Annotated in this window: 6 protein-coding genes; 5 read left to right on the top strand and 1 reads right to left on the bottom strand. The window is 31.9% G+C overall.

Going from position 1 to position 24370, the window contains the following annotated elements; translation table 4 throughout:
* Positions 1-9 precede the first annotated feature (9 nt).
* The 5 genes from greA (at position 10) to K4L35_RS00540 (ending at position 22730) form a co-directional block, all read left to right on the top strand.
* On the top strand, positions 10-489 hold the full coding sequence (gene greA, locus K4L35_RS00560; RefSeq protein ID WP_221617644.1) for a transcription elongation factor GreA: 480 nt from the start codon (positions 10-12) through the stop codon (positions 487-489).
* 169 nt (positions 490-658) lie between these two features.
* Complete coding sequence (glpO, locus tag K4L35_RS00555; protein WP_221617643.1) at positions 659-1810, top strand: type 2 glycerol-3-phosphate oxidase; 1152 nt, start codon at positions 659-661, stop codon at positions 1808-1810.
* Positions 1811-1832: 22 nt separating this feature from the next.
* On the top strand, positions 1833-3353 hold the full coding sequence (glpK, locus tag K4L35_RS00550) for a glycerol kinase GlpK (protein WP_221617642.1): 1521 nt from the start codon (positions 1833-1835) through the stop codon (positions 3351-3353).
* An 8-nt stretch (positions 3354-3361) separates the two neighbouring features.
* On the top strand, positions 3362-4189 hold the full coding sequence (locus K4L35_RS00545; RefSeq protein ID WP_255558983.1) for an MIP/aquaporin family protein: 828 nt from the start codon (positions 3362-3364) through the stop codon (positions 4187-4189).
* Positions 4190-4586: 397 nt separating this feature from the next.
* On the top strand, positions 4587-22730 hold the full coding sequence (locus K4L35_RS00540; protein ID WP_221617641.1) for a lipoprotein 17-related variable surface protein: 18144 nt from the start codon (positions 4587-4589) through the stop codon (positions 22728-22730).
* Positions 22731-22805: 75 nt separating this feature from the next.
* Here K4L35_RS00540 and K4L35_RS00535 read toward each other — a convergent pair whose 3' ends face one another.
* Positions 22806-24182 (bottom strand): M17 family metallopeptidase, encoded by a 1377-nt coding sequence (locus K4L35_RS00535; protein WP_221617640.1) that lies wholly within the window; start codon positions 24180-24182, stop codon positions 22806-22808.
* Positions 24183-24370 lie beyond the last annotated feature (188 nt).

Below are 24370 nucleotides of genomic sequence, written 5' to 3'. Positions count from 1 at the left end.
GGAGAAACTATGGCAACACAAAGTAACGAAAAAGTTTTTTTAGCTAGTGATACGCTAGAAAAGTACAAAAAAGAATATGAACACTTAGTAAACGTTGAACGTCCAGCTGTTCAAGAAGCTCTTAAAGAAGCTCGTGCACAAGGTGACCTTTCTGAAAATGCTGAGTATGATGCAGCCAGAGAACGTCAAGGGATTGTTGAAGGTAGAATTAGTGAACTTGAAGCAATTATTGACCGTGCTGTTTTAATTGAGGTATCATCACAAGGTAAAGTAAGTATTGGTGCAACTGTAACATTTTTTAACTATGCTGATAACAAAGAGCACAAAGTTACAATCATGGCATCACACGATGCAAACCCATTTGAAGCAAAAATTTCAAACGAAAGCCCACTTGCTGAAGCGATGTTAGGACACTTAATCGACGAAGAAGTCGAAGTCGAAGCTCCTACAAAATACATGATTAAAATCAAAAATATTGAATTTCTATAATAAATAAATCTGCAACATGCAGATTTTTATTTTGCTTTTTTCTGATATTTCAATTTTCAAAAAATATATAAATATGGAAAAAATTCCATAAAAACACTATTTTTGAAAAATATCATGCAATGTTGGTTAAAATGAATATGTAGTAATTAAATTTAGAAAGGAAAAACTCATGAAAAAATATGATGTAGCAATTGTAGGAGCAGGTATCATCGGTGCTTCAATTGCTTATGAATTAGCACGATACGATTTAGATGTTATCGTTCTCGAAAAAAATCCAAAAGTAGCGAACGAAACTTCACTTGGTAATACAGGACTAATTCACGGAGGGTTTGACCCTGAGCCTCACAAACTAGAAGCTCGTCTCAATCTCGATGGAAATAGAAAATGACAAAACGATTGATTTAAACACTTAAAATTCCCAAGAGTAAAAATTGATTCGTTAATTCTTGCCTTTGATGATGGACAAGAGATGGAACATATTCATATGTTATATGAAAGAGGTCTAACAAACAAACTTGACCCGAAAGATATGCAAATCTTAAATAGAGAGCAAATCTTAGCAAAAGAACCAAATGTTAACCCTGAAGTTGTTGGTGGTTTACTATGTACTTCTTCAGTTGCAATACATCCAGTAGAAGCAACTAAAGCTTTATTAGGAGCTTCTAAACAAAACGGAACAGATCTGAAAGTTAACAGTGCAGTTACAAAAATTACGAAAGAAGACGGAATCTTCAAACTTGAAATTAACAACGGATCTGAATATGTTTATGCAAGAAAAATTGTTAATGCAGCAGGTCACTACGCCGATGTATTAGCAAACGAAAACGGTTTTGATGACTTTAAACAAACAACAAGAAGAGGTGAATACAGGGTTCTTGATAACTATGATCCAAAACTTGTTTCTTCAGTTTTATTTAAAGTTCCAACAATTCACGGTAAAGGTGTTGTAGTTGCTCCAACATTAGATGGAAAATACATCGTTGGACCGACAGCAGAAGAAGGAGTTTTAAAAGAAGATACAAGACTTGTAACAAGAGAAAAATACGATTACATTGGAAAAATCGGAACACAAATTGTTCCTTCAATTAAATTGGATCGCACAATAATGACTATTTCAGGATCAAGACCAATTGATATTGAAACAAACGATTTTGTAATTCGTAAATCAAAAAATGACCCTGACTTTGTCTTAGCAGCAGGTATGCAATCACCAGGTCTTTCTTCAGCTCCTTCAATTGCCGAAGATATCGTTGAATTGCTTGAATTAGAATTAAAACCAAGAGAAAACTTCAACCCTGACTACGAAATTGATGTTTTCTAAAACCAAGGAGATCACATAAAAAATGAATGATAAAAAATACGTTATTACTTTAGATGCAGGTACAACTTCTTGTCGTGCAATTATCTTTGATAAAGAAACAAATATTGTTTCAGTATCACAAAGTGAATTTACTCAATACTACCCTAACAGTGGTTGAGTAGAGCACGACGCGCTTGAAATCTGGAACACACAACTTTCAGCAATGCAATCAGCAAAATTAAAAGCCAATATTAAATCTGATAACATTGCAGCTCTAGGAATTACAAACCAACGTGAAACAGTTGTGCTTTGAGATAAATTAACAGGACTTCCAGTATACAACGCCATTGTTTGACAAGATAGAAGAACAAGTGATTATTGTGAAACTTTATCAGATAAAGTTCAAATGGTACAAGAGAAAACAGGTCTTTTAATTAACCCTTACTTCTCAGGTACAAAAATTAGATGAATTCTTAAAAATTCAGAAGCAGCTAAAAAAGCTTTAAGCGAAGGAAGATTGCTTGCAGGAACAATTGATACGTGATTAATGTGAAAATTATCAGATGGTAAAATTCACGCTACTGACGTGTCAAATGCTTCAAGAACGTTATTATTTAACATTAACACAATGGACTGAGATGATGAATTACTTGAATTATTCGAAGTTCCACGTGAAATATTACCTGAAGTAAAATCATCTTCAGAAATCTATGGTTATGTAGAACCACACCACTGATCATTAAGAGCAAAAGGTCAAGTTCCAATTGCTGGTGTCGCAGGAGACCAACAATCAGCACTATTCGGACAATTGTGTGTAAAACCAGGAATGGTAAAAAACACATATGGAACAGGATGTTTTACGCTTGTAAATATCGGTGAAAAACCAATCCTTTCTAAAAACAAATTAGTAACTACTGTTGCTTGAAAACTTGGAGATGCAAAACCAGTTTATGCAATTGAAGGTTCGGTATTCGTTGCAGGTTCAGCAATCCAATGAGTTCGTGATTCATTAGGTATTCTATATAATGCAGCAGAAAGTGATTTCTATGCAGAATTAGCACTTAAAAACGAAACTCACAACGTTTATATTGTTCCAGCCTTCACAGGTCTAGGTGCACCATATTGAGATTCATACTCACGTGGAGCCATCTTTGGGATTGAAAGAGGAACTAAACGTGAACACATTGTTAAAGCAACTCTTGAGTCAATCGCTTACCAATCAAATGACTTGATCAAAGCGATGAAAGCCGATACACCTTATCCAATCGACACAATTAAAGTTGATGGTGGCGCATCAAAATCAAATTACTTAATGCAATTCCAGTCATCAATTTCACAAGTTGACGTTGTAAGACCTACAGTTGTTGAAACAACAGCAATGGGTGCAGCGTTCTTAGCAGGTCTTGCAGTTAAATACTGAAATGATATTGATGAAATTGAAAAATACGTTTCAATCGATCAAGTTTACAAACCAGCCTTTGACGATGCAAAAGTAGCAAAATTAACAAAAGGTTGAGACACAGCAGTTAAAAGATCTCTTAACTGACTAAAAGACATCGAATAAGGAGAATTATGTCAGGATTATTAGCAGCTTTAGCTAGTGCCGAAAGCCCAATAAAAGTTTTAATGCCATACATTTTAGGTGAATTATTTGGTACAGCTGTTTTAATTATTTTTGGTAATGGTGTTGTGGCATCAGCATCATTCAAAAACATGTTTGCAAAGAATAACAGAAATAACTGAGTTCTTATCACACTTGCTTGAGGATTAGCAGTGCTTATGGGTGTTATTACAGCCGTTGGTATTGGTGCTCCTACAGCATACCTAAACCCAGCAGTTGCTGTGTTTGACTTTGTTGCAAACGTTGGTAAAGAAGGTGTAAATGTTGGACATGCAGTTCTATCATTTGTTTTATTAACATTAGCAACATTCGTTGGTGCAGCTCTAGGACAAGCAGCTTTAAACTTCATCAACTGAAGACACATTAAAGAAAATGATGCAGCAGTTCTTAAAGGATCAAGCTGTACAGGACCAAGCCACAGAGATGCATTCGTTCAAAACTTTTCATACGAATTATTAGGAACATTACTACTTATTGGATTAATCGTTCTTGTCGGAAGAAACGGAAATGCAGCAACTCCAGAATTAGGATTTGTTGGACACTTTGGTGTTACAGCAATCGTTATGGCTATCGGTATGTCATTAGGTTCTGTAACAGGATACGCAATCAACCCTGCTCGTGATTTATCACCAAGATTAGTATTCTTAGCAACACAAAAACTATTTGGTAAACACATTCAAAACCACACAAGTGCTGATTTATCATACGGTCTATCTGTACCATTTGCAGCACCATTATTAGGTGGTTTAATCGTTGGTGCCTTAACATACTTATTCTAATTAAGCAAACAAAAAAGAAAACTCACACTGCGTGAGTTTTTTTCATTTCTAGCTTTAAAAGTTTTAAAAATTACGCATTTTTTGGCAATATATGCAATTTTCCCAAAATCTCCAAAATTTGTGATTTAGTTTTCAAATTGTTTTTTTTTTTTTTTTTTGCTTTATCTATAAATAAAAAATTTTAAACTCTTATTTATGGAAATAAAATTCCACTTTTTATTTTTGTTACTGTAAAACAGCTGTATACACAAATTATCTTTTTGATTATTAAAATCTTTTTTATTAAAAGTGCATAAAACTTCAAAAAAATACATTATTTATGTAATTTTTTTAAATCTTTAAAATTAAAAAGCAAAATATAGATATATCTATATTTAATTTCTTATAAGGAGATTTTATGAAAAAGAAATTAGTTATAGGAGCTCTAGCTGTCAGCCCATTAGCTACACTAATGATGACATCTGGTGCAGAAACTTCTTCTAGGCTTTTAATTAACAAACAAGGAAATAGTTCGGACGGAGTTCTTAACATTCAAAATAGAAATGGAACTCAGGAATGAATCGATATCAATAGAACTAATGATACTTCTTCAGTAGTATATTCTGATTATAAAGATGACGATAACCAAAGATCAAGGGTAGGTTTATTAATCAGAGAAGGTACACAAACAAGATATGTACCAAACTCGAGAACAGACGGTTTTTTCAATGTTGAACTTCTTTCTGGGGTCCCTGAATACGGTAGACAAAAATGAAAAGTTACATTAACAGAAGAAAACTTTCTTCGTAGCACCACAAAGCTAGATATGAAAACTTTCTTTGGAAATATTTTAATTTCCGATGACTTTAAAGTTATACAAGGTTCAGATAATAGAGGTATAAAATTCAACGCTTTTGAAAACTCACCAGGACAAAGGCAATGAGTTGAAGTTCTAAATGAAGGATTTGATTTAAACAAAATTTCTAATACAACATATACTACAGCTTCTGACAACAGAAAAGTATTTGTGGGAAATATTAATTATCAACCAGCACTTGAGTTATCGAAACTTAGTCCAAGAACTCCAAGAAATATCAAAAGTACAGTTGAAGGATGATTTAATAATCAACTTAGTTATTCGTTTAAAAATACAGATTTAACTGAACAAACAGAATCAGGAAGGCAAAAAGTGAGAGCACACGTTGGTTCTTACTTAACTTTCACATACTCTAAAAAGGTAGATTCTCCGAATAATTTTAAACTTGAGCTTACCTTCGAAACAGAAAAAAACTACGACTCTCCACACTCTCTTTGAAAAACAGACGTTTCTGAAGATGGAACAATCGCAAAACAGGATGGTAAATTATTCAGAAGAGGTAAGAGTTTCGTCGGAGTTTCAGGTTCCCTTATTGAAAGTAGTGGTCTTGTAAATTATGACGTCACAACTCTTAGAGCTTGAGAAAGAAATAAAAGTGAAATTCGTATCACTGATTTAAACGAAAAGAATACTACATTTCAAAACTATGAAATTGTTGTAAGAAAAAACATAACTCAGGACCCTGACTTCGTTCAAACAGCAACCTTTCCAGCTGACTTGCCTAACTTAGAAATTGTAATGCAAGAATCTGTGTTTGGTAATGACCCGATAAGATTTTTATATAGGATTACAAATGATCAGCCAGTTAGAGGATTCTTTACAAATCAAAATGAAAACTCATTTACAACAAACTTTAAAATTGATTCGAATCAAGATATGGAGCTTTTTGCCAATAAATTAGACATTTTAGCAAACTGACCCACAGGAACTCCTGAAAGCATAAAGAATAGTTTTGAAATTTCTACAAATCCTGATTACTATTTTGACTCAGAATCGAAAAGATTTTTTATTCAAATAAACTATAAGAAAAAGAAAACTGATGAGGCTAGTTATTACAAGTATTGAAAAGAAGGGGAATATAAAATTTATGAAAGTAATATTTGAGAATCGCCTCTGTATTCTTCTGCTGTTTATAAAGATGTACATTCCACATCACTGCAAACAAATGAGAACGTAAGAACGAAAGACTTATCAGTAAGATCTAATATAAAAAACTCGTTTTCGACACTTTTTAATAAAATAGATGAAATTTTTAAAGACCCAAAATACGCAAGATATGTAAATTATGCTAAGAGAGACCCAGTAGATGACGACAGATCGTGATTGATAAAAAAACTTTTTGAAGGATTTACAAGTAAAGATAGAAATTACTCCATGTTTTTCTATTTAATAAATCCACTTGTAAGATTAAACAATAATGTTTTCGGAAATGTTATTTATGAGTACGAACGCAGAATGTTTTTATTACGTGAAAATGCAAACAAGTTCAATAAAGACTATATAGATTACGCAAATTTCATGAATAATGAAAATGGTGACATCAGAGATTTAGAGGATATCATAGAAGTTTTGGAAAGAAACTTTAACAACTTCAAGCTGGAATATTTATCATCAACAGCTGATCAAAATGGTATAGAAAACTTCGATATATCAAGGTTAAATAGAGAATCTCTTAAAAGTCACGCAAATTACTATGACGACAGACAAGGTTATGTAAAGGAAATGTCTATTAGTTCTCCAGATTTTTATATTGATTCTGAAGGATTGAGAAATGATGTTGAACCAGTTAATTTCTCAGACACGAATAGCAGAGAATTTTTTGCCATAACCCCAGTTTCTACTTACGCTACAAAAGATGCAGATAATCTTAGAACAAGCAGTCAAGGTAATAAAAACCTTACTTCTCAAGAAGTGGCAGCAATCCTTAAAAAAGATCCTGAATTTGCTAATGTTTACAACGAAATTGCGAGAAGATATAGTAAATTAATTTACGATTTTATTTATGAAAATAATATATCTGGCGTTAATTATGTAAACAATCTTAGAAAACTTGACTCTATTTCTTACGAAGAACAAGCATCTTCATTAAATGTCAAAACCAAACAAATTAAAATTCGGGAAACAGATCTTAATAACAAAGGTTATCTTCGTCAAATGCAAGACATATACACAGGTATGAAATCGGAGTATGATCTAGCGTCTAATATTCAAAATAGACCTGCAAGTATAGATGATATCGAGGATTCAAAAGTTAACAATACACTTAATGCTGCACACGTTATGTATCGTGATTGACAAAAAATGATCACCGATCTTAAAAATAAGATATGAGAAACAAAAGTAAACAGTTTACCTTATATTTCGAAAGCTATAAAAGATACTGTTAATGCTGAAATTAAAAAAGTCAGTGCAGAAGATCAAAAACAAAGAATCTATGACGCTGCAAGAAGATTAAGTGGTGATGGATTTATTTCTGATACGTCTTCTCAAAACGTTGGTTCTGCTAAAAGTCTTTTAAGACTTTATAATGTTGTTCATGCAAGGGTTAAAAATAATTTAACTATTAGCCCTACGACAGGCTTCTATGAATCTCCACAAGATACAAATTTACAAAACTTAGATTTAGATGTTCTGTTTGGTAGATCTTCAAAATACATCAGAGACTTGGTGCTTTCTGATAAAGATTTCACTTCTCAAGAATTGACAGATGTAGCTGAACAAGTAGGAACTACTTACACCAAATCGGAAGGATATTCTGATTTTAAAGCTCACAAAGTGTTTAGTTCTTCAGAAATTAGAAGTCGTGGGATTGTTGCTCTATTAGATGGATTCTCACAAACTTTAAACAGACTAAGAACATCGCTTGATGCTTCATTTAGAAGATTGAACGGTGCTTCTGTGTTGATTGAAGAAACAGCAACTTTAACTCAAAAGAAAGCTAATGTGACTGCAGAACAGTATGTAAATACTTATAATCAAGCAAACGAATCACAAAAAGCAACAATCAGATCTGAAATTACAGCAAGATTTAAAAAAGAAATTGAAGTTTATAATGGTGAAATCGATGAGACATCACCATGAAGAAGACAAGGAACATCAAATAATTTAGACTGAAAAGTAGAAATTACTGATATCAAAAATCCAAATTCTACTGATGGAAGCGTTGATGTTGTATATCGTATTGTGAGACCACTTGAAAACTCTAATGGTCAAGCGGTTACAGAATCGGCACAACAATTAAAAACAAGACTTGATCAAGAAAATCAAGGAAATGAAAGAATCTTTACAATAACAGGCTTTAAGACAAGAAGTCTACAAGATGATATTAACAAATTAAACGTTTCTGTAACTTATCCAAATGCACAACACGTATTAGCTTCTGAAACACCTCCTACTCCTGCTAATAAAGCTCAAAAAGATGTTTACCAAATAACATTTGCAGATCCTGAAGGAAATTTATCTATCACTCCTTTAGTTTGAGAAGGTAACAACGATTCTGGATTTTACACCTTCACAATTGACGGTCAAAAAGTAAAGATTGTTGAATTAAAACAAACTAATATTCCTAGCCCCGACACTCGTGATGCAAATGGTACTATGAAAGTATCGCTAAAAGTTGTTGGGTATGATAATCCAGCTGAAAGCAGAGTATTTTCTGATATTGATTTATCAGGATTCAAAACAGAGCAAACAAGGCTTAATGAACTAAAAACGAATACAACTACAACAGGAAAATTATCTTCAGTTAACGATAGTTCTTTAAACAAAAATCTTACTCCCGAAACTTTCATATCCGACCCAAATTCTGTTGAAAATGTCAAAAATTTATTAAACAATCAAGTTTATAAAAATGATGATGAAAAAGCACAAGTTATTGATTTAGTGCTGTCAAAATCATCTAATGATTCAGACGTTGTGGCAACATATAGATTACAATCAACAAGAAATGGTCTTACAGCAATTGAATCTTCTAATTCTAGCGATAAAAAGTTCACAAAGGTTTTCACAGGATTCTTAACTCCTGCTAAAGAAGCTGAAAGATTAGCTAAATATCGTATTAAATCGATTTCATATCCTTCAAGCGAAAATAGTCTTCTTAGTGATTTAGTAACACTTCAAAAATCATCTCTTCAAATTCAAATTCAAGAATGAGATAGTGCAACTAATACTTGAAAAGCAAGTACACAACCAATATCATCAAACTCTACTGCAAATGATAGATTCACTTTTGATCAAGCACAAGCTCACATCCTATTCAGCGACATTAATTTTGATGCTATTACAGTTGAAAATGACAGAAATGGACAAGTGGGTGTATCAGTTGCTTTAACAAGTAGTAAACAAGGATTAAGCACTGTGAAAGCTGCATCTGTAAGAGCAAATATTACAGGATTTAAAACTGAACAAACACGTTTAAATGAGCTAAAAACAAGTAAACATTCTGAATTAAATACAAAAGATTTCACAGAGGATAAAAAACAAAGATCAGCTGATCAAGTAACACAAGATGAAATCTTAGACTTATTAAAAGATTTATATACATCCAACGGTGCGAACATTTACGTTAATTCTTCTGATTCGTCAAATAATATTGAAATTGAAAAGAATGCTACAAATGGAACTGTTACCGTTAAATATCAATTAGTTTCAACTAAGTTAACAAATGAACCTAAAGTGCTATCAAACACCGAAAAAGAAACAAAAACTTTTACAGGTTTTGCTACAGAAGCAAACGAGCAACAAAGAATTAATAACTTTGACGTAGAGATTGATTATCAAGAAAAAACTAAATTGATTACTGAAACCGATTTTGATAAAACGAAATTAACAATCAAAATTAGACAAAAATCTTCTGATCAAAATTCAGAGTGAATTAATGGAACGTTAAATCAACAGGGTGATGCTTTTAGATTTACAAGCGCAAATGGTCAAGATCAATTTGTAAAAGTTGAACTGAGTTCAATCAACTTTAAAAATACAAAATTGAACAGTCTTGATCAAAACGGAACTTTAACACCTGCTTTAGTACTTAAAACAACAAAAACAGGATTAAGTGCACAAAGCAAAGTCGACGATAAAACTATTACTGGATTCAAAACTGAAAAAGCGAGACTTGAAGAACTTAAAAATACAAGATCTCAAGAATTAGACGAGTTAACTCTTGATGATCAAAGCAAATCACCTTTATTTGTTACAGATGAAGAGATAAAAAATAAACTAAATACTTTCTTTGCAACTAATAACGCAAAAGTTCTTGATAGTTCTCTTGAAATTGAAAAAGATCCATATTCAGGAACTATTTCAGTTAAATTTAACCTAGTTTCAACGCGTGATATGTTGCAAACCGTTTCAACAGGAGATGCTTCAAGTAAGCACTTCCAAAAAACATTTACTCAATCATTAAATGAGGAACAAAGAATTAATCAAATCAACCCATCTGTAGATGATTCGCGTACAAAGCTTCAAATCTTGCTAAGCAAACAAAATCCAAGTTTAAGTGATCTGAAATTTACTTTTGAATACCAACAAAAAAGATTTGAAAGTAGCTTTGATCAAGGATCAAACAGCTTTACCTTTGCAGCTGTCAATGGTTTAGATCCAATGGTAAAGATTGTATCTGTCAACATCGACACAATTAGCAATTTAAATGATCAAAATGGAACTTACACTGTTGATTACACTCTCGAATCTACTGCAAATAAAACTTCACAGCAAACAACTGCTCAAAAGCAAATTTCAGACGCTCAAATTTCAGGTTTCAAAACTGAGCAAATGCGTCTTCAAGAATTAAAAAATTCAAGATCAAATGAGATTGAATCTTTAGAATATATGAATTTAAACAGAGCTGCAAACTCAGTTTCTGATCAAGAAGTTATTGATTTATTAAATAATTTCTACAAGGGAAAACAAGATGAAGCAAAAGTTTATGTGCAAAACGGAAGTGATAATCTTTCAATAGTTAAAAACGCTGATGGAACAATTGCTGTTACATATCGTTTAACGTCTGATAGAGATCAGTTGAGAGATTCAAACATTGTTACTTCTTCAGAACAAAGTAATTTATTTACAAAAACATTTAGTGGCTTTACAACTGAACAAAAAGAAGTTGAAAGACTTAATTCTTATACTTTAGTTATTGATCATGCAGGAAAAGAAAGTCTTGTTACAAGTGCGAATGTAAGTTCTCAAACACTTTCGATTAAAGCAAGATCAAACGATACAAATCAAGAATATGAAGGAACATTCCAAAACGACAAATTTGTTTTTGATAGTTCATTAAACTTTGAAGTTCTTTTAAGTGACATTGTTATAAATAATGGAACACCAATTTCAAACTCTAATGATATTAACGGAAGTTTTGAAGCTAAAGCCAAATTAACTTCTACTATTACAGGTCTAAGCGCAAAATCAAAGGAAACAGGGAATCAAATTTCTGGTTTCTTAACTGAGCAACAACGTTTAACCAAATTGATTAATGAAACTTCAATAACTGATTTATTTAGTGAATCTGAAAAACAAGGAATGCCTTCAGCATTCTTTGAAGATCAAGTAAAAGAAAAATTAAATGCTAAATATGACTCTTCAAAAGAAGAAATTTCAGATTACACAATAACAATAGATGACACAACAGGACAAATTACAGTAAATTACAAACTAGTTTCAAAAAGATCCGATTTAACAAATCAAAAATCAACAACAAATAAAACTGAGACCTTCCAATTCCAAACAGAAGCTCAAAGATTAACTGATTTAATTAATCAAATTCAAATTGATTACAACGATAAATCTAAATTACCTTCTGAAACTGAATTTGTGCCAAATTCTGATTCAGAAACACCAAAACTTAGATTAACTCTAAATGGTGAAACTGCAAGTTACACAAACAATGAATGAGTGTTTAGTAAAGCAAAAGCTAAAGTTAAAAAAATTACTGTCTCAGAATCAAATGACATTGATGGAACTGCTAGAATCTCTATCGATAAATTAGTTTCTACAAAACCAAATGTCACAGCCGAAAGTTCAAACGATTCAAATAAGGAAGAAGTTATCGATGGATTCTTTACAGAGCAAAAACGGCTAAATAAAGTTGGTAACGAAAATAAACCAGAGCAAATATCATTAGACAACGTTTCTGATATAACTGCTTCAGATTCGTATGACAAGAACTTATTACTTCCTAAATTTGTTGAACATTTTGGTTCTTCTGTTGCAAAAGTTAAAGATTTTGTTTCTTTAGCAGCAAACGCACAAGATGGTTCGATCACTGTAACTTACAAGTTAAACTCTGAAAAAACAACGCCTACATATAATCAAGATATGACAAACGTTCAATCTTCAGATGTGTTCACAACTAAATTTACAGGTTTTGCTACTTCAAACACAGAACAAGAAAGAATTAATGCTTTTGATTCAGAAGTTGATCACACAGCAACAAATAAAAAGTCAATTTTAATTGCAAAAGACCAACCGACAATAGATAATCTGAAATTCACTATTTCAAAAGATGGAAAAACTTTTGAAGGTGCTTATGATGCTCAAAAACAAGCATACATTTTCCAACCTAAAGATGGTGTTAATCCAAATGCTCAAATAAAAGTTGATTCAATTCAAATTCAACCTATTACTAATGCAAATGACGAAAACGGAAGTTTTACAGTTTCATATAAACTAACCTCTACTATTGTCGATCTTGCAAATCCGAAAGCTTTTGATAACAAATCGATTTCAGGATTTAAAACAGAACAAGAGCGTCTTAATGAGTTGATTCAAAACGCTGCAAAAACACAAGTAATTACTTCAGCAGATTTTGATAAAGAATACAAAAAAGTAACTTTCGCAAACGATGTTACTGATCAAAAAGTAAAAGAAGTTCTAGATGCTTTATTCCAAGAATCTTCAGATGAAGCACAAGTAGAAGTTACTCAAGTAAATAAAAATAATGAAAACGGAACAGTTGAAGCAACGTTTAAATTAGTTTCAAAAAGAGAATCATTAACAAGTATTAAATCGTCACAAACTCAAAGCAAAACTTTCAGTGGATTATTAAATGAAAGAGATGAGAAAACAAGATTAGATGCTTACGTTGTTCAAGTTGATTACGCCCAAAAAGAATCAAAACTTCCTTTATTAGATAATATTGCTTCTCAAAAAGAAAACTTAGTAATTAAGATTCAAAAAGATAGTGATTGAGTAACAGGTCAATGAGATGGTGATAAGTTTACTTTTGACGGTTTAGACGTTGAAGTTAAAGCAGATGATATTACAATTCCAGTTACTGCTGAAAATGATAAGTTAGGTAATGTTACACCTCAAATCTTATTAAGTTCATCAAATGCAAACGTTACAAGTAAATCTGTTGATAAAGGACAGTTGATTTCAGGTTTCAAAACTGAAGTCCAAAGATTAAATGATTTAATAAACTCAACTGATATTGACAATATCTTCACTCAAGAAGAGCTTGGAAAATCACCTTCTGAGGTAACTTCAGAAGAGGTAAAACAAAAATTAAATACTTTATACCAAAGTTCAAGTGCTACTGTTTCTGAATTATCTGTGACAGCTGACGATGCTGCAGGTACTTTAAGTGTGAGTTACAAGCTTCAATCTTCAAGAACAGGTTTAGAATCTGAAATCTCTGATCAAACTAAAGATAAAACTTACAATTTCCAAACTGAACAAGAAAGATTAAATAAATTGTTTGAAGGTATTACTGTTTCATTTACTGATAAATCAAACTTACCTTCTGAAACAGAGTTTATTCCAATGACAAATAACGATTCTCCAAACCTTGTTCTAACAGTTGACGGTGAAACTGCTAAATACGTCGATGGATCTTGAGTTTTTGAAAAACACAAAGCAAAAGTTACAAACTTAGACATTCAAAACAAGAATGATGAAACTGGTTCAGCAAATGTTGTAATCACAGGCTTAACTTCAACAAAAGATAGTGTTCAAGCACAATCAAATTCTGCTCAAAAAACAGAAACTATAAACCAATTCAAAACAGAGCAACAAAGACTTAATGAAGTTGGTAATACGTTACAACTAACAAGACAAGAAGTCCAAAACGTCAAAGATAGAATTGCTGATAGTTCATACAGCAACGATGATCTTTTATCATTAATTAACCCTTCTTATCAAGGGCAGCAAGCCATTGTTAACTCAGCAACTGCTTCTTACGATCAAAACGCAGGAACAATTACTTTAAATTATCAATTGAATTCAACTAAAGGTTCACTTGAGCATGTTCAATCTTCAGAATCTTTCACAACAGTTTTCTCAGGTTTTGCTACAAATAACTCTGAACAAAGCAGAATTGACTCGTTTGAATCAACTGTTGATTATTTAGCAGAAGATAAAAAATCTATTTTAGTTTCAGGATATACAAAAGGTGGCGAAAAAACGCTAGATAAAACAAAACTTTCATTCACTTTAACAAAAGATGGAAAAACATACACAAGTACATATGACTCCTCTGCAAATGGTGGAACTGGAGCTTATACTTTTATATCTGAAGATGGTGAAAATCCTAATGTTGAGATTAAGTTAACTGACATTACTTGAACTCCTGTATCATCAGAAGCAGACTTAAATGGAGAAATCGGTATTTCATATGAAATTTCAACAACAGTACCAGGCTTAACTGCTGAGAGATTGGTGGATGACAAATCAATAAGTGGATTCAAAACAGAACAAGAACGTCTTAATGATGTATTACAGTCAGTTGATATATCTCAAAAACAATTTGATGACTTAGTAAAACAGGCAAATTTTGCCACTGATATTACTAAAGAACAAATTGAACAACTTCTTAACCCTCTTTTTGTTGGAAAAGATGTTGAAGTATATATTGAACAAGATCCAGCAGCTGACAAAGATAATGGAACAATTAGTTCATCAATAAAACTTAGATCTACAAGAGAAGACCTTGAATCAACAACTTCAAGTGAATCTAAGAACAAAGAATTCAACGGATTCTTAACAGAATCAGAAGAAAAAGCTAAATTAGACGCTTACAATGTAACGTTTGACTTTGCAAATAAAGCAACTAAATTACCTAATTACGATAATTTAGGTTCAGAAGAAAACAAAAAGCTACTAACAATTCAAATTCAAAAAGATTCAGAACCTGCAGTTACAGGTTCATGAGATGAAGCAAAACAAGGATTTACTTTTGATGATAAAGGGGTGTTTATTGCCTTAAGCGATATTACAGTAAACCCAACATTAACTAATGATAAAAACGGTACATTAACACCTTCTGTAATACTTTCATCGACGAATGAAAAAATCCAAAGCAAATCAGATTCTAAATCATCTGAAATTAATGGATTTAAAACTGAACAGCAACGTCTTGATGGATACAAAACTGAAAAAGAGGCAAACTTATCTGACTTAACTCTTCCTGTAGACAGAACAGTTGATCAAGTTCTAGACTCTGAAATTACAACTGCAATTTCTAACCTTTATCCTGACGCTCAAGTTAAAGCAAATCCAACAATCACAAGAAATCACGCAAGTGGAACAATTGATGTAACTTTCCAAATCGAATCTACAAGAGGTGGGGATTTAGAAGGTGTTACTTCAACACAAACATTTGCAAAACAATTTACAGGGTTTACTTCAGAATTAGAAAGATTAAATAGTTTTTCAATTACAACATTAGATTACACAGGTAAACAAGATATCATGCTTTCTGATGGAGCTCTTGATAAGTCAAAATTAATAATTTCGATTACAAAAGATGGTGTTTTATACCAAGGAACAGCCGACTCAGATTCAAACAGCTTTACTTTTGACTCTGAAGCTAAAGTAAAAATTAACTTCGATGATATTGAATTTGTAAATCAAACAAACATTGCAAACGACATCGCAGGTACTTTAAACACAGTTAATATCAAACTAACTTCATTAAATGATCAATCTGTGGAGTCAGGAAACAAATCAAATTCAATTTCAGGATTTAAGACAGAACAACAAAGGTTAAATGGATTAGAAACTCAAGAATTAATAGCTCAAAAACAATCTAAAGACCTTGCAAACAAAGATAAAGCAGCAAACTCTGTTCAAAAACAAGAGATTCTTGACGCGTTAGCTAACCTATATCCTGATGCAAAAGTTATTATTGAAAACGATTCTGAGATTGTAAGAAATAATGACCAAGGAACAATCAATGTTACATATAAACTTCAATCTACAAGAGGTAATGAAGGTGATTCAATAAGAGAAGTTAAATCTTCGCAAACATTCTCAAAACAGTTCACGGGTCTTGTTACAGCGTCAACTGAGCAAACAAGGATGGATGTTCTTTCACCTGTTGTTACATATCCTGAAGCACAAAACCAAATGCTTCAAGGTCATGGAACAAACAACCCTGGATTTACAGATGCCAATAAACAAAATCTTTTAATTACAATCAATGGAGAAATAGGTCAAAAAGATGATGATGGTTTTGTTTTTGCAAATAATAAAGTAAAAGTATTATTTACTGATATTACTTACACACAGCCAAATTCAGAAAGCGATAAAACAGGAACACTTACTGGTATCACAGTTAAGTTAACTTCAACTGTTGAAAATATCGATGCTAAAACAGAAGCTAAAAATGTTGATAATATATCAGGATTCAAAACAGAACCTGCACGTCTTGATGACCTAAACAAAGATGATAGCTCAGTAAAAACACAAGTTGGTTCATTAACTCTTACTCCTGATTTACAGCAAACTTTAGCGTCAGCATTTACAAGTGCAAAAGCTAAAGAGTTGTTAGACACTATCTACAATACAGAAGATAACAAAGCTCAAGTACTTGAGAGTTCTATTCAATTATCAGAAGCTAGTGATGATACAGGAACTGTAAAGGTTTCTTACAAATTGGTTTCAACTAGAGATGGTCTATCAGATCAAGAATCTACTCAAACATTTGAAAAAACATTCAGTGGATTCTATACAAATAATGATGAAGTTAATAGATTAAACAAACTAAAAATTAAGTCAGCAACTTATGCAAACACAACTGATTTAGTAACAAACACTACTCTTGAAAAACAAAACGTTTCTTTAGTGCTTGTTAAATTAGATGAAAACGGTCAAGAAATTCAAGACTCAGAAGTTACAGGAACACTTAACGGTGATGCATTTGAATTCAATGGGCTAAATGCAAAAGTGAAACTTTCAGATATAACGATTGCTACTCCAACGAATTCAAACGACCGTGATGGATCAATTGGTATGACAATTGCTAAATTAAGTTCTACGTTAACTGATTCACAAGTTGACCCACTGAATGCTCCAACAAGCTTAAACGGCTTTAAAACAGAGCAACAAAGACTTAATGAAGAGATTGCAAAAGCACCAACTCAAAAGCAAGTTCTTAACTCAGATTTAATTACTGCAAACGATTTTACAGATGAGCAAATTAAAGCTGAATTAAGTAAAGCTTATTCTGATGCTGAAATTAAACAAGTTTCGATTGATAGAACATCAAATCCAGAACAAATTTCTGTAACATTTGATCTTGTTTCAACAAGAGATATGTTAGATGGCGAAAATGCTGTTACTTCATCAGATTCAAACAGAAAAACAGTTGTAATCGGTGACTTTTCAACAAAAGAAACTGAAAAAGCAAGAATGGATAAATATACAGTTGGCGTAACATATCCAGAAACTACAAAAACACCTTCTGAAACAGAAATTGACAAAACTAAATTTACTGTAACCCTTACAAAAGCTGATGGTTCAACAGTTACAGGTGTTCTAAACCCTGAAAAAACAGCATTTGTTTTCGATAGTGAAAAAATTCAAATTTTACTTGATGACTTATCAACAAACATTTCTACAGAAAACGATAGAAATGGTCAATTTGAGACAAGTGCGAAATTATCAACTACTGTAAAAGGTCTAGAACCAACCTCAGAAAATGATAAAGTTTCAAAAACTGCTACAGTTTCAGGATTCCAAACAGAACAGGAACGTTTAAAAGAAGTTATTAAAGCAGAAGAAGTAAGTGAAAACTTAATTACAAATGTGACAAGAAGTCCTTCTCAAGTTCCAAGAGAAGAAGTGATGAATACTTTAGATGCTTTATTTACAGACAATAACGCGAATGTTCTTGATTCTGATATCTTAGAATTTTCAACAAATAACAATGAAGGAACCATTACAGTTAAATTCAAGGTTTCTTCAAACAAAACAAACATAACTGATGTAACTTCTCAAGATACAGCAGATTCAGAAAATGATGGTACAAAAACAGTTGTGCTAAGAGGTTTCTTACAAACTGATGACGAGCAATCAAGATTAAATGACTTATTACAAACAGTAAAAGTTGATTATGTAGATAAATCAAAATTACCTACTCAATCAGATATTGCTAACAATCTTGAAAACAACTTAAAATTAACAATTGAAAAAGACGGTCAAAACCATACAGCTGTTTTCAAAGACGGTGCATGAGTATTTGAATCATTAAATGCGAAAGTTAAAACAATCACCCCTTCAAATGCAAATGATATTGATGGAACTGTTAAATTTACTATCGATAAGTTAATTTCAACAATCGATACGACAATTGAATCTAACAACACAGATTCAAAAGTATCAGTTGTAAGTGACTTTGAAACAGAACAAAATAGATTAAATAAATTAATTAATAATGTTTCTGTTTCAGTTGACCCTGAAAAAACAGCAGAAAATACAAAGGTATTACCTTCTGAAATTACATTTGCTGATTTAACGAATAAATTGTTATCAGACCCAGAAAATCCTGACCAAGATCAATCACAACAAGAAAAAGTTCAATTCCTAGAAGAAAACTTTGATATTGTTGCAGATGATATTACAGGTACTTTAACTGTTACACCTAAAGTGCAAACAGGAAAAACATATCAGGATTTAATCAATGATTACGTAGCTCCTGAAGGTGATGCTTCAAAAGCTGCTGATCAAAAACCAGGAATTATTTCAAGTCCAAAAGCACCTTCAATAGTTCTAAATGGCTTTAAAACAGCTCAAGAAGTTGTTGATGGTTATGATTTATCTAAGGTTAACATTGATTGAGCAAATCAAGAGCAACCAAAAGCAAATGAAATGCCAAGTGGTGAAAGCGCAAGAAATGCAAGCAACTATGAATCGACATTTGCTCCAGATGCACCTAATAAAGATAACTTTGAAATTACAAATCTAAAAGTTGTTGGACACGATGATATTTCAGGTAAAACGCTAGTTGAGTTTAATATTACAGATAATTCACATACAAACCCTGATGGTTCAAAAGTTGTATCTAAGAAGTTCTACAAAGTTGTGGATGGCTTTAAAACAGAGCAAGATCGTCTTGATGAAATTGCAAACAATATGCGAGATTCAATGAATTTCGAAAAAGAAGCTACAAAATCAAATGATTTATTACCTTCGAATGTTGAAGTTTCGAACATTAAAAATGATCTTATCGATCAAGATTCAACAGTTTCATACCAAGAAAATAGCCCTGAATTAAGAGCTGATGATGTTTTAGGTAGATTGACAATTGATTACACAGTCAAAACTTCAGACGATCACAAGCCTAACCTGTTCTCAATTGATGAAGGTGTCACTCTAGAAGATGACTCACTATTTGCTCAACCAGCAAATTCAGATATAACTTCAACAAATCAAGGTGAGATTGAAGGATTTAAAACAAAACGTGAAGTGGTTGATTCTGAAATTGACAAACCAAACCCTGAAACAGGCGATTTAGTAAATTACTTATCGCCAGCTGAAAAAGATTTACTAAAATCAAAAACAGAAGAAATTGAAAACAACTACAAACAAGTGCCAAAAGTACTTGAACATGATCAAGCAATTGAAAAATTCGATGAAATCGAAAATCAAACAAAACTTGATCAACCAGATTCATTAAATGCTCTCAAAAAAGCTGATTATGATTCAATCAGTGCACAAAATTATCCACATTTAAATCAAGATCAATTAGACGCACTAAAAGATCAGATCTTAAATGCTGTGCATAATCCTGCTGATTTTGAAAACGCAAACCCAAAACCTAAATCAGTTGAAGAGGTTAAGCAAGAAGCAGCAGAACTAGATGCTGAAATGGATAAATTAGCTAAAAAAGCTGATAACGCTGCAGATTCAAACTCTGATTACATCAAACTGAAAAATGATCTTCTAGATTCAAATGATCCAATCATGAAAGATCCTGAAGTGAAAAAAGAAATTGATAAATATCTTGAATTGATCAATCTTGCAAACGAAATTATGGATAATAAAGTTCCTTCAAATAAAGAGCTTGCAAAATCTATTATCGCTCCTGATACATTGCCTGAAAATGCAAACTGAAACAAAGACCAAGTTTCAAAAATTGTTTCTGAACTAGATAAAAATGTTAAAGAAGCATTCAAAAAAGCGATTGATTCTTTAAACAATTTATCTGATGAAGAAAAAGATAAATTAAAATCTGATATTGAAAACATTTCGGATGAAAATGGTGAAAGCATTTATGATCAAGCTAAAAAAGTATTAGATAGAGCCAAAGTAATTGAAGATAAAAAACAACAAGCAATTGATAAAATCAACAATTTAAACCACCTATCTGACGAAAATAAAGATAGTGATGAAGATAAACAATACTACATTGACAAAATTAAGAACGTATCATTTGTTGATCCTCAAGAAGATCAAGCAAACGAAGATAAATTGAACGAAATTGTTGATGAAGCTAAAAAAGCTGATCTTGACAAAGGAATTAAAGAGCACGTCGAGAGATTTATTGATCCTCAAAACGGTGGAAAAGTTTCACTTGACAGCGAACACAAAGAATCAGTTGATAGCGTAAATAACTTAAGAAACGAAGTTCCAAAAGCCCAAAATAATCCAGATCAAGCAGATGAAAAATACTCTGAACAAGACAAAGCGATTGAAACATTAGACTTTATTAATGAATTAAAAGATGCTTATAGAACATTCTTAAACTCTGACGCAATTGATGATCCTGAATTTGAAGTAAAAAGAAATAAACTAGTTGATTTAATTGAAAAATCAAAACCAATTTTAGAAGACTTTAAAAACAATGATTTTGAGGATTCAAAGTTAAACGATCTTAAAGATAAAATTATTGATGAAATCACAGAGTATGCAACAAAAGGTCAAGTGGAAGTTGATTTAGTAGACGCACTACTAAATACACAAAAACCTGATTACACAGAGCAAGATTTTGTTAAAGCTTTCGAAAAGGCTAAAGAAATGCTTAATGAAATCAATGATGATTCTTTAGATCAGATTATTGATTTTGTTAAAGATCCTGAAAATCGTTACTTTGAACTAGCTAAGAAAAAAGCTAACGGTGAATCAATTACGCCAAAAGATTTAGCAGACATTAATAAAGTTCATGCAAACAATGCTTCAAAATCGCCTGTATTTGAGTCAGCATTAGTTAAATTGCTTCCTGATTCATCAGCGATTGAATATAAAGACATTGAACAAATGTTTAGAGATGTATGAGCTCTTGATAACTTATCAAAAGCTGAGAAGTATGAACTAAATCTAGGACTACTAGAACATGAAAATTATCATACTTCAGACAGATACAAAGCCAAGGCTTTATTCTTAAATGAAGCTAAACAATATGTAATCGATCAAATTAATGAAAATGAAGATCTAAACCCTGCACAAAAAGCAGCATTAGCTAAAGAGGTTAAAGATCTTAACTTAGTTTCTTTTGATGTAGTTCAACCTGATTCATTAGCTAAGATTCTTGAAAAAGCACAAGAGCAAGTTGAAGCTAAAAAAGAACTACAATCAACACTCGATAAAATTCAAAATCCAAGCGAAAAACAACAAGAATTAATTGATCAAATTAAAGATCAATTAAATAAAGAAGCTTTAGATTCTGTTGTTTTACATGAGTTAAATCAAAAACTTGTTGATCTTGTAAAAGATGAACTTAAAAATGAAGTTTCTCAAAATTCTGACTTATTCTCAAGCCAAAAAACTGATTTAAGTCAAGAAATTGATAATGCAAGCCTTGACGAACTACAAGCACTTAAATCAACAATTTCAAAAACTGTTCAAAATAATAAAGAGTTAGTAGAAAAACTTAAGGATGATCTATATTCTCTAAGTGATCAAGTGGAAGAAATCGATGATAAAGACTTAAACGACCTATTTACAGTGCTAAAAGAAAATCAAGAATTGTCAAGTGACTTTAAATACTTCCAAGATTTAGATGTAAATGATTCAAACTTTGATGTTTTATTAAACAACTTATCAGATCTAGCCAACTCAGATCATAAAGCAAAAGAAATGCCTACAATTATCGATGAGTTATACAAAGAAAGTAAAAAAGGATTTGATGAATTACGTCAAGAAGTTCTTGAATTTATTAGTCTAGTCAATGCTGTTAAAGATATGAATACTCAAGCAATTGATAATATTAAAAATAACAGTAAAAATGAAGACTTAAATAAAGCTCTTGAAAGCTTACTAAATCAAAAACCTCTATCAAACAGAGAGATTAGTAAATTAGACCTACCTAAAGTAATTAAAAGTTTAGTGGCTAAGAAAACGCAAAATGATCAAGAAAACACCCAAGCACCAGATGAAAAACTCAACCCATGATGATTCATTGCCCTTGGTTTATTGACTCTAGGATTAAGTGTTGCAATCCCTCTATTGATAAAGAAATCTAAATAGAAAAAAACATTCCAATACGGAATGTTTTTCTTTGCTAGTGAAAAGATTAAGAAAAAGCGCAAGTGCGCTTTTTTGTTACTTATTGTTTAAAGCTAGTTGTGTTAATGTTTTTACCATTACACCAGTAGGTTTTGCACCTTGTTCTGCTGTACCAGCCACATCAAGGTGAATATATTCAACACCTTCTGTAAATTCTTTTAAGAACATAGCTGCTGATGAAGAACCACCACCTGCACCACTTAAATCAGTGTTTTTAAGATCAGCAACTTCTGATCTTCTAATTTCTTTAGCAAACGCTTCATCTAAAGGCATTCTTCAAACTAATTCGTGTTGTTCATCGGCTGCTTTTTTAAGTTCTTCTCAAGCTTTTTCTGTTGTTGCTCATGTTCCTGTATATGTTGATCCAAGTGCTACTAAGATAGCTCCTGTTAATGTAGCAACGTCAACGATTCTTGTTGCGTTTAGGTTTCTTACGGCATATGTAATACCGTCAGCCATAACTAAACGACCTTCAGCGTCTGTATTGTTGATTTCGACTGTTTTACCATTCATACTTGTTCATACTGAATCAGGTAATGAAGCATCACCGTTAACTCTGTTGTCTGTAATACACATAACAGCAGCAACGTTCGCTTTAGGTTTTAATTGTGCAATCGCTTTCATAGCTGAAGCAACGATGATTGAACCTGACATGTCAAATTTCATACCTAACATACTTCTTGAAGGTTTTAAGCTGTAACCTCCTGAGTCGAATGTAATACCTTTACCAACGTATACAGTTTTGTCGTTTGAATCTGCATCACCGTTGTATTCGATAACTACAACTCTTGGCTCGTACATACTTCCACGGTTCACTGAAAGTAATAATCCCATTTTTAGTTCTTCAATTTGTGCTTTGTTTAACACTGTAACTTTTAGATTGCTGTATTGTGCTAGGTCTTGAGCAACCTCGGCAGCTAAATATTCTGAGTTACATACGTTAGGAGGTGTAATTTGATATTTTCTTGCAAAGTTGACAGCCTCTGAAAGTACAAGCGCTTCATTGAATCCGTTGTTGATTTTTTCTGAGTCGTGTTTTGTGTATAGTGAAACTTGGTATTCTGCTTCTTTTTCTTTTGTTTTAGCAGATCATAATTTAGCCGAAACATAGTTGATTCCGATAACAAATGCCTTCACTGTTTGACATAAGCAAACACCATCAACATCGAAACTATCAACGTCGATTTGATAGTTTCTTGTTTGTCTTTGAGCAATTGATTTTGCGAAGCTTACAACAGCCTCGTAATCTAATTTAGATCTTTCACCCATGTAAACTAAAGCTTCATTTTTATCAAAAAATTCTGTTAAAACCCCTTGTTTTTCAATAACGTGACTTGAATATTCGTCACCTTTGAAAACGGCTTTAACTAACATATAATCTTTATTTAATTCTCTTGAAAGTTGTTTAAGCATAATTTCTCCTTTTGTTTAAAATTATATTATTTTAAAGCTAAAAAAATTAAATTTTGCCTTTAGATAGAATAATAATTTAAGGCAATGTTACCATGCTTTTTTTACAAAAAATTAAAATCTTTTCAAACTTATGTCATTAATTGTTTTTTGTCTTGTTTTATAGTGTTATAATGTTAAAAACCATTATA

The organism is Mycoplasma sp. Ms02, from assembly GCF_019720735.1.
GTDB lineage: Bacteria > Bacillota_I > Bacilli_A > Mycoplasmatales > Metamycoplasmataceae > Mycoplasmopsis.
The sequence above is the reverse complement of the archived record's forward strand: the minus strand, read 5'-3'. Positions and strand labels throughout refer to the sequence as shown.